Consider the following 13,431-nt stretch of genomic DNA (forward strand, 5'->3'; position numbering starts at 1 on the left):
ATGTCTATCGTTGTTTTTAGTCATTCAGATTGCCTGGAGCATATTCCGGATGAACAACACCCAGAGTGCCCGGCTCGCATAGCGGCCATTAACGACCAATTGATCCGCTCCGGAATGGACTTTGTTCTGGTCAGAAAAGACGCTTCCGACGCGCCACTTGAGGCTATTTACAGAGCCCATACCAAAGAGCATGTCGATTTTGTTTTCGCGCAAATTCCGGAGTACGACCACGAGTGGATTGATCCGGACACCTTAATAACCGCAGGCAGTAAAGCCGCCGCCCTGAAGGCTGCCGGAGCCGCCATCAATGCAGTGGATGATGTACTGACCACTTACAACAAGCAGGCCTTTTGTGCCGTGCGCCCGCCCGGACACCACGCCACCCGCGACAAAGCGATGGGCTTCTGCCTGTTCAATAATGTTGCTATTGCCGCTTACCATGCTCTGGAAACGCACGGGCTTGAACGCGTTGCCATTGTCGACTTTGACGTGCACCACGGCAATGGAACAGAAGACATTGTTCAGAGCGATGAGCGTATTTTATTTTGTTCGTCTTTTCAGCAGGCGTTTTACCCCTTTACCGGCGAAGACACCAGCGCCGACAATATCCACAACGTTCCCTTACCCGCAGGATGCAAAGGCCCACAATGGCAAGAAGCCGTTAGCCAAAAGTGGTTTAAGGCGTTAGATGACTTTGCTCCACAACTCATGCTGATTTCTGCAGGGTTTGACGGCCACGCCGAAGACGACATGTCGCAGTTCTTATTGAAAGAAGAAGACTACCACTGGATAAGCCTCAAACTGAAAGAAATTGCCGATAATCATTGCGACGGCCGTATCGTATCTTGCCTGGAAGGCGGGTATAATCTCAGCGCTTTAGGCCGCAGCGTGGTTGCGCATTTAAAAGGCTTGCTCTAATTAGCTAAGGCTTAAATAGCGCCTAAAACAGCAAGCTTCCATTCGTAAAAACATTCATAAAAAGAGTCGAGTATTATGGGATTAATTCTTAAGCTAATTGCGGGTATTGTCGCCGGTATTCTCATTGGGCTATATATGCCCGAGTGGGTCAGCCAACTGTTATTGACCTTTAAAGCTCTGTTCGGTCAGTTGTTATTCTTTACCATCCCATTACTTATTTTGTTCTTCATTACCAGCGGTATTGCCAGCTTACCAAGCAACTCCGGAAAAATGCTCGGTAAAACCTTAGGTATAGCTTATGCCTCTACCGTCATCGCCGGTAGTGTTGCGTTTTTCGCCGCCAGCCTTGTCGTGCCCTGGCTGACCACCGATGCTCAAAGTGTTTCTACCGAAGCCAAAGCCACTATCGAACCTTTTATTGAACTGTCAGTTCCGCCACTTATGGAAGTCATGTCAGCTCTGGTTCTAGCCTTTATATTCGGGTTGGGCATTGCCAGTACTAAAGCTGAAAGTTTGAAAAAACTGTCGGATCAAGGCCGCGACATTATCGAGCTGCTGTTGGTTAAAGTTATTATTCCATTGCTGCCGCTGTATATTGCCGGTATCTTTACAGAAATGGCCGTTGCCGGCACGGTGTTTAATACCCTGAAAACATTTGGTGTCATTCTCATACTTGCCGTTGCTCTGCACTGGGTTTACATCACCTCTATGTACATTATGGCAGGCATAAAAACCGGTCGTTCGCCACTGTTTTTAATTAAAAACATGCTGCCAGCCTATTTCACCGCGTTAGGTACTATGTCCAGTGCTGCAACTATTCCTGTTACCTTACAAAGCGTGCGTAAAAACAAAGTCGATAATGACGTAGCCAACTTTACCGTGCCACTTTGCGCTACCGTTCACTTAGCTGGCTCCACCATTACCATTGTTAGCTGTGCGGTCGCGGTTATGGTGCTGCATAATTCACTGGCTATTCCCGGCTTCTTTACCATGCTGCCGTTTATTTTAATGCTTGGCATTGTCATGTTAGCCGCACCAGGTGTGCCCGGCGGCGCCGTTATGTCGGCGGTTGGTCTATTGGGTTCAATGCTGGGCTTCGGCGAAACTGCTATCGCCTTAATGATAGCCTTGTACATGGCACAAGACAGCTTCGGTACCGCCTGTAATATTACAGGTGATGGCGCTATTGCTATGTTTGTAGATAGTTCGAAGAAGAGTTAGTAAACGAAGGTTCAGAACACCTTGTCGCTGGTGCGTATTAAATTCAATTTAAACGTACTAGCGATTAAAACCTGGAGCGGGAAACGAGATTCGAACTCGCGACCCCAACCTTGGCAAGGTTGTGCTCTACCAGCTGAGCTATTCCCGCATATTGACACTTCTGGTGGAAAGACTGACGTTGGAGCGGGAAACGAGATTCGAACTCGCGACCCCAACCTTGGCAAGGTTGTGCTCTACCAGCTGAGCTATTCCCGCTTCGTCAGTGCGGCGTGTATTCTACTGATACCACCGATAAGGTCAATAGTTTTCACGCCGCAATTGGTTTATTTGCTGAAAAAATGCTCTCGATAGTGCTGTAATTCTGCAATAGACTCGCGAATATCCGCTAAAGCCTCATGCGCACCTGACTTTTTAAAGCTATTGGCAACTTCCGGGTTCCAGCGTTTAGCCAGCTCTTTTAACGTACTGACGTCTAAATTCCGGTAATGGAAAAACGCTTCCAGTCCAGGCATATGCTTTGCCAAAAAACGGCGATCCTGACAGATACTGTTGCCGCACATTGGTGATACGCCGGCATCAATGTACTGCTTTAAAAACTCAATGGTCTCTGCAGCCGCTTTATGCTCGTCGTGCTGACTTTTCTTTACCCGTTCAACCAGACCAGAACCGGTATGTGTTTTCACATTCCAGTCGTCCATCCTGTCCAGGTACTTTTGTGGCTGATGAACCGCAATGACAGGCCCTTCGGCCAGAGTGTTTAACTCGGCATCGGTGACTATGGTAGCCACTTCAATAATGTGATTTTCATCAGGCTCCAGGCCTGTCATTTCAAGGTCAATCCAAATTAAGCGTTGTTTCTTATTGTCCTCGGTCATTACCCTGCTCTCTCAATACAATTTGTTGTATGATAGCGTCATTTCTAGCACGACAACAGGTTAACGGGCTTGGTAAAACGCAGACGTCTTAACAAAGGTCAGCAACGGCAAGTATCAGTCAATCAGAAAAAGCGACTGAAAAACACTGATATAGAGTGGACTGACAGCCAGCTTAATGCACCGGAGCCCGGTCGCGTTATCAGCCGCTTTGGCCAACATGCCGATATCCGTGACGAGCAGGGAAACACCTATCGCTGCCATATTCGCAGGGTTATCAGCAGTCTGGTGTGTGGCGACAGTGTTTTATGGTCCAGATCTTCGGTTGAGCAACAAGGCATGAAGGGCGTAGTGGTTGCCGTTCAGGAACGCGACAGCTTGCTCTCGCGTCCCGACTACTACGACGGTCTTAAACCGGTTGCCGCTAATATTGATCAAATCTTTATTATCTCGAGCGTATTGCCAAGCTTCTCCTCTCCGATTATCGATCGCTACTTAGTCGCCTGCGAAGACATTGGCATAGAGCCGGTTATTGTCCTGAATAAAGCCGATTTACTGCCGGAAATAGACGAAGAAGAGCGCAACCATATCCAGCAGCGCTTAAAAGACTACGAGAGTATTGGCTATAAAGTCCTTAACGTCAGCAGCGCGACTCAGGATGGTCTGGATGCCCTGCAGGACATGCTGAAAGACAGTATTTCTATTGTGGTTGGGCAGTCCGGGGTGGGTAAATCCTCGCTGGTCAATCAACTGTTACCTGAGGTGAACGCCGAGACGAATTTAGTGTCCGATAATTCAGGATTAGGACAGCACACAACCACCGTCGCAACTTGGTATGATTTAAAGCAAGGCGGTGCACTGATTGACTCTCCTGGAATTCGGGAGTTTTCATTGTGGCATCTGGAACCCGAGCGAATCGCTCGTTGCTATGTGGACTTTCGCGACTATTTAGGCGGCTGTAAATTCCGTGACTGCAAACACGCAGACGACCCAGGTTGTGCATTACAGGAAGCTGTCAGCAACAATCAATTGCATGACTGGCGTCTTTCTAATTATCATCGCATTATTGAGACTATGAAAACACAAAAGCCCAGTCGGGCAATTCGAGGTAAATAACTGTGGCTAAGACCGATAAAGTCAAAATATTCTTCCAGCATGTCATGCCTAAGCATTTAATTTCCCGCTTAATAGGAAAGTTTGCTGCGGCGCGTGCCGGATGGTTTACTCAGCTGTTTATCCGTTGGTTTATCCGACAGTATAAAATTGATATGAGTGAAGCCATTGAAGAATCGCCAACAGCTTATAAAACCTTTAATGCGTTTTTTACCCGCCATTTAAAACCTGAGCTCAGACCCTTAGAAGCCAGCGAAAGCGAACTGGCTCATCCGGTCGATGGTGCCGTCAGCCAACTGGGCGACATTGAAAACGGACGTATTTTTCAGGCCAAAGGCCACGATTATTCGTTGCAGGAATTACTGGGAGGCAACGAAGAAGATGCGAAACCTTTCGTTGACGGTAAATTCGCAACCATTTATTTGGCACCGAAAGACTATCATCGCATTCATATGCCCTGCGACGGCGTGCTGAAAAAAATGATTTATGTGCCAGGTGACTTGTACTCCGTTAACCCGTTAACAGCGGCTAATGTCCCTAATCTTTTTGCCCGAAACGAGCGCGTAGTTGCCATTTTTGATACCGAAGTTGGCCCCATGTCATTGGTCTTGGTTGGTGCGACAATTGTTGCCAGTATCGGTACTGTATGGTCCGGTACCATAACGCCTCCTACCGGCGGCCGCATTCAAAGCTGGTCATATCCAACCTCGGGACACTCTGCTATACATCTTAAAAAAGGTGAGGAAATGGGTCATTTTAAACTGGGCTCGACCGTTGTATTGACCTTTGCTAAAGACGCCATTGAGTTTGATGATGGACTTAGACCTCAGTCAGTAACCCGCATGGGGGAAGTGATGGCAGAAATAAAAGAGAGCGACGATTGATTTTATGGGCTCACCGAGGGGCCAGTTATGAAGCCCCGGAGAATACGCTCGCCGCGTTCTCACGCGCAATGGACAGCGGAGTCCATGGCATAGAGCTGGATGTTTACGCCATTGATGGTGAGCGCTTTGTCTTTCACGACCGGTATTTAGAACGCCTGACAGCCACTCCGGGCAGATTAAAAGATTTAACCGCAGAGCAAATTCGGCATCTGAAAGTCTTTGGTCAGCAGTCTATACCCACGCTACGTGAGGCTTTAGCTCATATTAACGGACATTGTCATGTCAACATCGAGCTTAAAGGCGACGTACCCACTAAAGAGCTTCTGCTGGATGTTGATTACGCATTGGAAAACTCCAATTTCAAACCAGAACAGCTGCTGGTGTCTTCTTTTAACCATCATTGGTTACAACGCCTTAAAAAGCGTCGTCCCGGCATTAAAATTGGAGCGCTAAGCGCCAGTTGCCCTTTGAGCTATTGTTACTTTGCAGAAGAACTCAAAGCCTTCTCAGCTCATTTCGCTGTTGATTTTGTCACTCCGGAGCTGGTGGCAGACGGTCATCGCAGGGGCTTACAAGTTTATGTCTATACTGTGGATGGTCAGCACGACATTGAAGAACTGCACGCAATGGGAGTCGACGGTATTTTTACCAATCACCCTAGTTATGCACAAAACGTCGTTGCCGGCCTGACCACTGCCGGCAACGAACCTATTCTGCACTATTAGCACCGCAGGCCATCAACTATGATGGTCTGGATACTCTTCCTGTAAAGATTCCAGTTTACGCGTGATAGCCATTGGTGAGCTGGTATTCTTCGCCAGAGCGATATACAGAGCAGGAATAACAAATAACGTCAAAAATGCTGACACTGCAACCCCGGCAAAAATAACCGTACCAATGACCATACGGCTTTCAGCTCCCGGCCCAGAACCGAGGATAAGTGGCACGGAACTCATTAGAGTTGTGAACGCCGTCATCACAATCGGTCGTAAACGCTGTTGCGCAGCTTTAAGCACAGCTTCTTTGAACTCCACTCCTGAATCACGCAACTGATTCGCAAATTCAACAATAAGAATACCATTTTTCGCTGCCAGACCAATGAGCATTACTATGCCTATCTGACTGTATATATTGATGCTCATTCCGGCCAGATACAGCGCCATTAAAGCCCCAACTATAGCCATAGGTACCGCCAGCATAATGACCAACGGATGAATAAAGCTTTCAAACTGCGCCGCCAGAACCAGGAAGGTAATGACCAATGCCAACCCAAAAACAAAGACAATTGAACTACCACTCTCTTTGTACAGTTGAGACTCGCCTTTATAGTCAATTGAGACATCTTCCGGCAGTTTTTCCTGCACCACGCCTTCCAAATAACTCAACGCTTCACCCAGTGAATATCCCTCAGCCAGATTCGCTTCAATGGTGACACTGCGCATACGGTTGTATCGGTTAAGCCGGGCTGAAGTGGCCTGCTCAGTGATGGTTACGAGGTTAGAAAGCGGAATCAATTCGTCACTTTTACGCGAACGTACATAGATATTATCTATGGCGCTGGGGCTACGGTAATCGGCTTTTTCGCCCTCCAGCATCACGTCATACTCTTCACCGCGATCAAGGTAGGTTGTCACTCGTCTTTGGCCTAATACAGACTGCAAGGTGATACCTATATCCTGCACTGAAACTCCTAAATCAGCCGCGCTGGCTTCATCCACCTGAATCAGTAATTGTGGCAAAGTTTCTTTATAGTCACTGTCCAGATCCTGTAAACCCGGGTTGGTAGAAGCTTCCTCAATAACAATGTCACGAAATTCAGCTAAGCGCTCGTAGGTATTCCCCTGCAACACGAATTCGACCGGACGCCCGCCTCCGCCGCTAATACCACTCCGCATAAAAGCGAACGCCTGAACGCCGACAACCGAATCCAACTGAGAGCGCATTTCTTCCATTAGATCAAAACTTGACCAGTCACGCTCGTCAAACGGAACGGCACCGACGATAGCAATACCGGCGCTACCGCCCCAACCGGGAGCACGAACAATCAAACGGTCAATCTTGCCTTCATCAATATAAGGCAAAAGAATCTGTTCTATTTCGTCCATATGTCTGGAGCTGGACTCGAAACTTGCGCCTTCGGCACTGCGCACCTGAATATAAAAAGTACCGCGGTCTTCAGGTGGCGCGAACTCTTGTGGAATAAAGCTGAATAAACCGAACGCAACAACACCCGACATAACCACCAACACGATTGCCATCATAGGCCGCTTCACGCTTTTCTCAAGCACGCCACGGTAACCTTGTTCCAGCCAGTTGAAAGTCGCATCAAAAGCCTTACCAAATTTACTGGTACGCTCTTTTTTACTCAGTATTTTAGAGCTCAGCATTGGCGTTAACGTCAGTGCAGCAATACTGGAAAAAGCAACAGCAGCGGCTATGGCAAGGGCAAACTCCGTAAAAAGCTTACCGATATTTCCGTCTAAGAAAGCCAACGGTACAAATACCGAAATCAGTACCAGAGTTGTCGCAATAACCGCAAAGCCCACTTCTCTGGCTCCACGATAAGCAGCCAGAACCGGAGGCTCTCCCTCTTCTATACGGCGGTATATGTTTTCCAGCACGACAATAGAGTCATCAACCACCAGTCCAATAGCCAGTACCAGCGCCAGCAAGGTTAACAAGTTTATGGAAAAGCCCAGTGCGAATAGCACCATGTAGGACGCAATAATCGCCACAGGCACCGTCAGCGCAGGAACAATAGTTGCCCTTATATTTCCTAAAAACAGGTAAATAACGACAATAACCAGTGCCATCGCCACAGCCAGAGTATTATAAACTTCGTCAACTGAGCCCTGAATAAATATCGACGAGTCATAGCTGGGTGCCAGATACATGGTTTCAGGCAGGGTTTCCTGAATTTTTTTCATTTCCCGGTGAACGTTCTTCACCACATCCAGGGTGTTGCCCTTCGACTGTTTAATGACACCAACACCAACCATGTTAACGCCATTACCCCGGAAGTCGGTTTTGTCATCTTCGGCACCCAGTTCTACCCGGGCCACTTCACCCAACCGGACTAAGTAACCATCGTCGCCCTGTCGTATCACCAAGTTTTTAAAGTCTTCCGGCGATAAATACGCGCGTGCCATACGAACCGAGAATTCTCTGTCGGTTGACTCAACTTCACCTGCCGGAAGCTCAACGTTTTCTTCTCGCAAACGGCTAACAATATCGGTTACCGTCACCTGCCGTGCCGCCATAGCATCACGGTCCAGCCATACACGCATGGCGTAACGGCGGTCACCACCAATGACTACCCGTGCGACACCGTCGGCAACTGACAGACGGTCTACGATGTATCGCTCCGCGTAGTCAGTTAGCTCCAGAATCGACATGCTCTCGCTGCGAAGGTTATACCAGACAATGGTACTCTCATCGCTTGAGGCCTTTGAAACTTCAGGGGGGTCAGCTTCTTCCGGCAGGTTATCAAGTACCCGGGACACCCGCTCACGAACGTCGTTAGAAGCGGCATCAATGTCGCGAGTCAGATTAAACTCTATACTGATACTGGAGCGCCCGTTGCGGCTGCTAGAGCTAATGTTTTTAATGCCTTCTATGCCACTAATACGGTCTTCGACTAACTGCGTGACCTGAGTTTCTACAACTTCGGCAGAGGCGCCGGGGTAGTCTGTATCAATAGTAACTATAGGACGATCGATATCCGGATATTCTCGCAACGGCAGCATGGTAAAAGCTACAATACCGAAAACCACCAGCAGAATATTCAGTACGGTTGCAAAAACCGGACGTTTTACAGAAAGGTCTGACAACAACATACTTTAACCTCCCTGCACAGAAACGGGTACACCGTCACGAAGGCGAACAATACCTTCTATAATAACTTCTTCTCCGGGTTTAAGGCCGCCTGTAATTTCCACAATACCGGGCTTACGTCGACCAATAGTGACTTCTTTTTGGCGCGCGCGATTATCCGGTGTTAACACATACACATATTGTCTGTTTTGAATGGGGATAAGCGCTTTTTCCGGCAACAAAAGAGCTTCATCAATGCTCCGTAGCAAAGTAATTTGCAAAAGCATTCCCGGACGCAGGCGTTCATCATCATTGTTAATTTTTGCACGGACTTTTACTGACCGCGTTACCGGGTCCACACGAGAATCAATGCTGGAAATACGCCCAATAAACTGTTCGCCCGGATATGCACGGCTGCGGGCAATCACTTCCTGATCTACGGCAATACTAGCGAAATAACGTTCAGGAACGCTGAAGTCCACTTTAATAGGTTTGATATCATCAAGCGTTGTAAACACATCCCCCGGACTGACCAGAGAACCGGCGCTTATTTCACGAATACCGACACGGCCTGAAAATGGCGCATAAATCTTCATTTCTTTTAAAGTTGCTTCCGCAACTTCTAAATCGGCCTGGAGCCCATTTACCCGAACTTGTTGCTCATTAAGTTGTTGTTGTGAGGCTGCATTACCACGACGCAATTCGGTTATGCGTTCCAGCTGTCGTTTTGCTTCGTCTAAACTAAATTTGAGTTGTTGCACACGAGCTACTTCTATACGCGCATTTAACTCAGCCAGCAGTTGTCCCTGCTCAACTAAGTCGCCGCTTTCAAAATAGATTTTTTCAACAACGTCCTGAGTTTGCGCGGTAATACGAACCGTTTCATTGGCCATGGCGGTGCCTAACGCTTCAATAGTATCGCGGAACTCACTAATTTCAGCGGTCTGAGTTTTAACCGGAACCGACTGTTCCTTTCCCTCTTCAACCTTAGTTTCAGGCGGAAACCCAAACAAATACACAGCTGCCGCAGTCAGGACAACGACAACAATAGTAATGGGATTAATCCAGGAACGTTTCGCCATGCTTACCTCTAGGTTCTTTTTACAACGGTTTTAACATGGACTATTGTACGCAAAACACCGCCTAAAGGCGGTGCACTTAACGAGGATTCTGGCGGTTTAATCGCAAATTCAATCGTTTGAATGAAACGCGGGGCTGTATTTGTGAATAGCTTCAATAAAAGCAGCAGCATGCTCCGGATCTACTTCGGGGTGAATTCCATGCCCCAAATTGAACACATGGCCAGTACCTGAACCATAGCTTTGTAATATGCTTTGTACTTCTTCCTCAATCCGCGCTGGTTTCGCATACAGTACGCTAGGGTCCATATTTCCCTGCAGCGCGACTTGCCTACCAACACGAGCTCTGGCATCGGATAAATCGGTGGTCCAATCCACACCCAGCGCATCGGCACCGCTGGCAGCCATAGCTTCCAACCATTGCCCACCATTTTTGGTAAATAAAGTAACCGGCACTTTGCGTCCGTCGGCTTCCCGCGTAAGACCCGCTACAATTTTCTCCATGTAAGCCAGAGAAAATGCTTTGTAGTCACGTGGTGATAAAACTCCCCCCCAGGTATCGAATATCATGACCGACTGCGCACCTGCGGCAATCTGCGCATTTAAATACTGAGTAACGGACTCAGCCAGTACATTCAGCAAGGTATGCATAGCTTCAGGATCAGCAAACATCAGTTGCTTCACCTTGGAGAAGTTTTTGGTGCTGCCACCTTCAACCATGTAGGTCGCCAGTGTCCAGGGACTTCCGGAGAAACCAATAAGTGGCACACTGCCATTCAGTTCGCGACGAATAGCGCGCACAGCATCCATCACGTAACCCAGCTCGTCTTCCATATCGGGCACAGCCAGATTTTTAATAGCAGCCATGCTGCGAACCGGGTCTTTAAATTTTGGACCTTCGCCAGCCTCAAAATATAAACCCAGACCCATAGCATCCGGAATGGTCAAAATATCACTGAAGAGTATAGCGGCATCCAGGTCGAATCGACGTAACGGTTGCATGGTCACTTCACAGGCCAGTTCAGTGTTACGGCATAATGACATAAAGTCGCCAGCCTGACCGCGCACTTCTTTATATTCAGGTAAATAGCGCCCAGCCTGACGCATCATCCAGACGGGTGTGCGATCAACAGGTTGTTTTGCCAATGCACGAAGGTAACGATCATTTTTAAGCGCCGGAGCGGTCATAGCGAATCCAATTATTTATCAACATCAATGCCCGGCATTTTATCAGTCCACAGGCATTGGCTCCATGAAAACTTATGCTTACCTCTTTTGAGATAGGTCAATCAACGTTCTTGCTATGGTCCCTTCCGGCGGAATATTCGGAAGGCTGTCAAAAGCAAACCAGTCGCCTGTCACCAATTCGTGCGGATCAATATGCAATTCGCCTTCTGCCCAGTCTGCAGTGTATCCCATCATTAATGAATGAGGGAAAGACCAGGGCTGGCTTAAATGGTACTGAATGTTCTTAACGCGGATACCTGCTTCCTCATAAACCTCTCGCTCTAATGCCTGCTCCAGACTTTCGCCGGCTTCAACAAACCCTGCCAGTATAGAGTGCAACCCAGGCTTATGCCGCTTACCCTGAGCCAGTAAAATTTTGTCACCTTTGCGAATAGCCACGATAATGCATGGCGACACGCGCGGATAACAACGGTGCTGGCACTGATTACAATGCATTGCCAGCTCCCATTCTATAGTTTGCATGCGGGCTCCGCAGCGACCGCAAAAGCGATGAGTATTCAAAAAGTCGCTGAATTGCCGGGCTCTGCCTGCCATCGCAAACTTTTCCATGTCATCCACGGTAAGTAATTGCCGTAAAGGCACGAACTCACCACCAATGAACTGCTCATCCATATAGTCAGCCATGACCAAATAACAGCTACGCTCCCGCAGTTCTCCTATTTCCACTACCCGGTAGTCATTTAAGTCTGGAAAGCTCAGATCTTGCAGGCAGCCAAAAGGGACTTCTCCGCTGTCATCCAGAAAAAGATGGTCAGAGCTCACCACAAACCACCAGGCAGGTTCATCACCCGCCGGTTTTGAATACAAAGTCGCCATATTAATCCCGCGTATCAAATGCGTTTGGTTTTCTGTAAAATCAGTTGAGTTCTAATGCTTCTGAATTTACATTAGGTACTGAAACTATAGACGGAGAGTATCATGTTAAGCCGTAATGAGCAGGCAAAAAAGCGCTGGGGCGGCGCTCATAAAAGTATCGACCTATGGCTATCCGAGCGCCAGGACTTACTGGTGAATTACTTTAAACTTGCCGCGCTCCCGCCTTATGAAAGCATTCGCTCGGGCTTACCCGATGTCACTGATATCCGTAACTTTTGCGGTCAATTAGTCGACTACGTCTCAAGTGGTCATTTTGAAATTTATGATCAAATTGTGCGCGAAGCTTCATCTCAGGGAAACTCAGTTGATGATTTAGCTGACGAATTATTCCCTTTAATTTCTGACACCACTGAAATTGCATTAGATTTTAATGATAGATACGGAGAGATAAGCTCAACTGACCACTGTGAAACCTTCGATAGAGATTTATCGGCACTGGGTGAGGCACTGGAATTGAGAATGGAGTTTGAAGACAAACTTCTCAATCATTTAGACGAGCATAATTTAATAACAGCTTAAGCTAACTTTTATTGAATTTATAAAAACGCCGGCATTTCGTCGGCGTTTTTTTGTATAGAGGAAAGCGCAACTGAACTTATTCGGTATCCGGTTCGTCTTTTTGTACGTTGAGCAGTTCAACAGTAAAAATCAGCGTTGAATTTGGTGGAATTTGACCATCACCCAATTCACGATCACCGTATGCCAGTTCAGACGGGATAACGAAACGGTATTTAGCACCTTCCTTCATCAACTGCAGACCTTCAGTCCAACCGGGAATAACACGGTTTAGCGGAAATGATGTTGGTTCGCCACGCTCATATGAGCTGTCAAACACTTCGCCATTAACCAGCGTGCCTTCGTAATGAACTTCTACCATGTCGGTTTCTGATGGGCTAACGCCGTCACCCTCTTCAAGAACTTCATATTGAAGACCAGAGTCGGTTGTTTGAACACCTTCTTTTTTCGCGTTCTCGGCTAAATACGCTTTGCCTTCTTCCGCCGCTTTCTTACCCAATACGTTTTGACGTTGCTCCATAACTTCTTTGCGCATAGTGTTCAGGATTTTTTCAGCTTCCTCATCACTTAACTGAGGATCACCTTTAACCGCATCCACAAAGCCGGCAATAACAATATCACGTTCCAGCATGTAGTCCGCTTCTTCCTGACGATCCAGGTTACGCGCAATAAATCCACCAACAGAAGAGCCTAACGCGTAAGCCTGCTTATCTTTATCTGTTTTTAATTCCGTATCATTAGCCGGAAATTTTTCTTGCGAGCAAGCAGTCAGTACCAGCGCGATGGCTGAAATAGCTAACGGCTTTATCAGTTGTTTCATCGTTTTCTCCAATTATCGTCTTGCATCCTTTCGGACTATGCCATAATAGTGTTATCTAACAGAACCATACT

At 47.5% G+C, this 13,431-nt stretch carries 12 protein-coding genes and 2 tRNA genes; 6 read left to right on the forward strand and 8 right to left on the reverse strand.

Annotation, left to right across the window (positions count from 1 at the left end):
• Entirely contained in the window at window positions 1-918 is a 918-nt protein-coding gene (locus RJ32_RS12200; RefSeq protein WP_034822589.1) for a histone deacetylase family protein, read from the forward strand.
• Window positions 919-993: 75 nt separating this feature from the next.
• Complete coding sequence (locus RJ32_RS12205) at window positions 994-2,139, forward strand: dicarboxylate/amino acid:cation symporter (protein WP_034822591.1); 1,146 nt, start codon at window positions 994-996, stop codon at window positions 2,137-2,139.
• Between the two features lie 72 nt (window positions 2,140-2,211).
• Here the strand turns inward: RJ32_RS12205 and RJ32_RS12210 are convergent.
• The 3 genes from RJ32_RS12210 to orn all read right to left on the reverse strand — a co-directional run bounded on the left by RJ32_RS12210 (window position 2,212) and on the right by orn (window position 3,014).
• Window positions 2,212-2,287: transfer RNA gene (locus RJ32_RS12210), tRNA-Gly, on the reverse strand.
• 31 nt (window positions 2,288-2,318) lie between these two features.
• Window positions 2,319-2,394 (reverse strand) — tRNA-Gly (locus RJ32_RS12215).
• 68 nt (window positions 2,395-2,462) lie between these two features.
• A complete protein-coding gene (gene orn, locus RJ32_RS12220) occupies window positions 2,463-3,014 on the reverse strand; it encodes an oligoribonuclease (protein WP_034822593.1) in 552 nt (183 codons plus the stop codon).
• A gap of 69 nt (window positions 3,015-3,083) precedes the next feature.
• Here orn and rsgA point away from each other — a divergent pair, with 69 nt between their 5' ends.
• The 3 genes from rsgA to RJ32_RS12235 are packed head-to-tail and all read left to right on the forward strand — an operon-like array spanning window position 3,084 to window position 5,733.
• Window positions 3,084-4,127, forward strand: coding sequence for a small ribosomal subunit biogenesis GTPase RsgA (rsgA, locus tag RJ32_RS12225; protein WP_034822595.1), 1,044 nt, complete (start codon window positions 3,084-3,086; stop codon window positions 4,125-4,127).
• A 2-nt stretch (window positions 4,128-4,129) separates the two neighbouring features.
• Window positions 4,130-5,008, forward strand: coding sequence for an archaetidylserine decarboxylase (asd, locus tag RJ32_RS12230; protein WP_034822596.1), 879 nt, complete (start codon window positions 4,130-4,132; stop codon window positions 5,006-5,008).
• Entirely contained in the window at window positions 5,005-5,733 is a 729-nt protein-coding gene (locus RJ32_RS12235) for a glycerophosphodiester phosphodiesterase (protein ID WP_034822597.1), read from the forward strand. The genes asd and RJ32_RS12235 overlap by 4 nt, the downstream gene beginning before the upstream one ends.
• 12 nt (window positions 5,734-5,745) lie before the next feature.
• Here RJ32_RS12235 and RJ32_RS12240 read toward each other — a convergent pair whose 3' ends face one another.
• The 4 genes from RJ32_RS12240 to nudC all read right to left on the reverse strand — a co-directional run bounded on the left by RJ32_RS12240 (window position 5,746) and on the right by nudC (window position 11,964).
• Window positions 5,746-8,844, reverse strand: a complete 3,099-nt coding sequence (locus RJ32_RS12240) for an efflux RND transporter permease subunit (protein WP_011235530.1) — start codon at window positions 8,842-8,844, stop codon at window positions 5,746-5,748.
• A gap of 3 nt (window positions 8,845-8,847) precedes the next feature.
• Window positions 8,848-9,903, reverse strand: coding sequence for an efflux RND transporter periplasmic adaptor subunit (locus RJ32_RS12245; protein ID WP_011235531.1), 1,056 nt, complete (start codon window positions 9,901-9,903; stop codon window positions 8,848-8,850).
• A gap of 108 nt (window positions 9,904-10,011) precedes the next feature.
• Complete coding sequence (hemE, locus tag RJ32_RS12250; RefSeq protein WP_034822598.1) at window positions 10,012-11,088, reverse strand: uroporphyrinogen decarboxylase; 1,077 nt, start codon at window positions 11,086-11,088, stop codon at window positions 10,012-10,014.
• A gap of 78 nt (window positions 11,089-11,166) precedes the next feature.
• On the reverse strand, window positions 11,167-11,964 hold the full coding sequence (nudC, locus tag RJ32_RS12255; protein ID WP_034822599.1) for an NAD(+) diphosphatase: 798 nt from the start codon (window positions 11,962-11,964) through the stop codon (window positions 11,167-11,169).
• Between the two features lie 102 nt (window positions 11,965-12,066).
• Between nudC and RJ32_RS12260 the strand changes: the two genes are divergently transcribed.
• Complete coding sequence (locus RJ32_RS12260; RefSeq protein WP_034822600.1) at window positions 12,067-12,543, forward strand: Rsd/AlgQ family anti-sigma factor; 477 nt, start codon at window positions 12,067-12,069, stop codon at window positions 12,541-12,543.
• Window positions 12,544-12,619: 76 nt separating this feature from the next.
• Here the strand turns inward: RJ32_RS12260 and fkpA are convergent, their stop codons facing one another.
• Complete coding sequence (gene fkpA / locus RJ32_RS12265) at window positions 12,620-13,360, reverse strand: FKBP-type peptidyl-prolyl cis-trans isomerase (protein ID WP_034822601.1); 741 nt, start codon at window positions 13,358-13,360, stop codon at window positions 12,620-12,622.
• Between the last annotated feature and the right edge of the window lie 71 nt (window positions 13,361-13,431).

This window comes from Idiomarina sp. 28-8 (assembly GCF_000320945.2).
Classification (GTDB): Bacteria; Pseudomonadota; Gammaproteobacteria; order Enterobacterales; family Alteromonadaceae; genus Idiomarina; species Idiomarina loihiensis.

Excerpts from the sequence above, each read along its gene's own strand:
- RJ32_RS12200 (WP_034822589.1), top strand. The coding sequence starts at position 1 with ATGTCTATCGTTGTTTTTAGTCATTCAGATTGCCTGGAGCATATTCCG.
- RJ32_RS12205 (WP_034822591.1), top strand. The coding sequence starts at position 994 with ATGGGATTAATTCTTAAGCTAATTGCGGGTATTGTCGCCGGTATTCTC.
- orn (WP_034822593.1), bottom strand. The coding sequence starts at position 3,014 with ATGACCGAGGACAATAAGAAACAACGCTTAATTTGGATTGACCTTGAA.
- RJ32_RS12240 (WP_011235530.1), bottom strand. The coding sequence starts at position 8,844 with ATGTTGTTGTCAGACCTTTCTGTAAAACGTCCGGTTTTTGCAACCGTA.
- RJ32_RS12245 (WP_011235531.1), bottom strand. The coding sequence starts at position 9,903 with ATGGCGAAACGTTCCTGGATTAATCCCATTACTATTGTTGTCGTTGTC.
- hemE (WP_034822598.1), bottom strand. The coding sequence starts at position 11,088 with ATGACCGCTCCGGCGCTTAAAAATGATCGTTACCTTCGTGCATTGGCA.
- nudC (WP_034822599.1), bottom strand. The coding sequence starts at position 11,964 with ATGGCGACTTTGTATTCAAAACCGGCGGGTGATGAACCTGCCTGGTGG.
- RJ32_RS12260 (WP_034822600.1), top strand. The coding sequence starts at position 12,067 with ATGTTAAGCCGTAATGAGCAGGCAAAAAAGCGCTGGGGCGGCGCTCAT.
- fkpA (WP_034822601.1), bottom strand. The coding sequence starts at position 13,360 with ATGAAACAACTGATAAAGCCGTTAGCTATTTCAGCCATCGCGCTGGTA.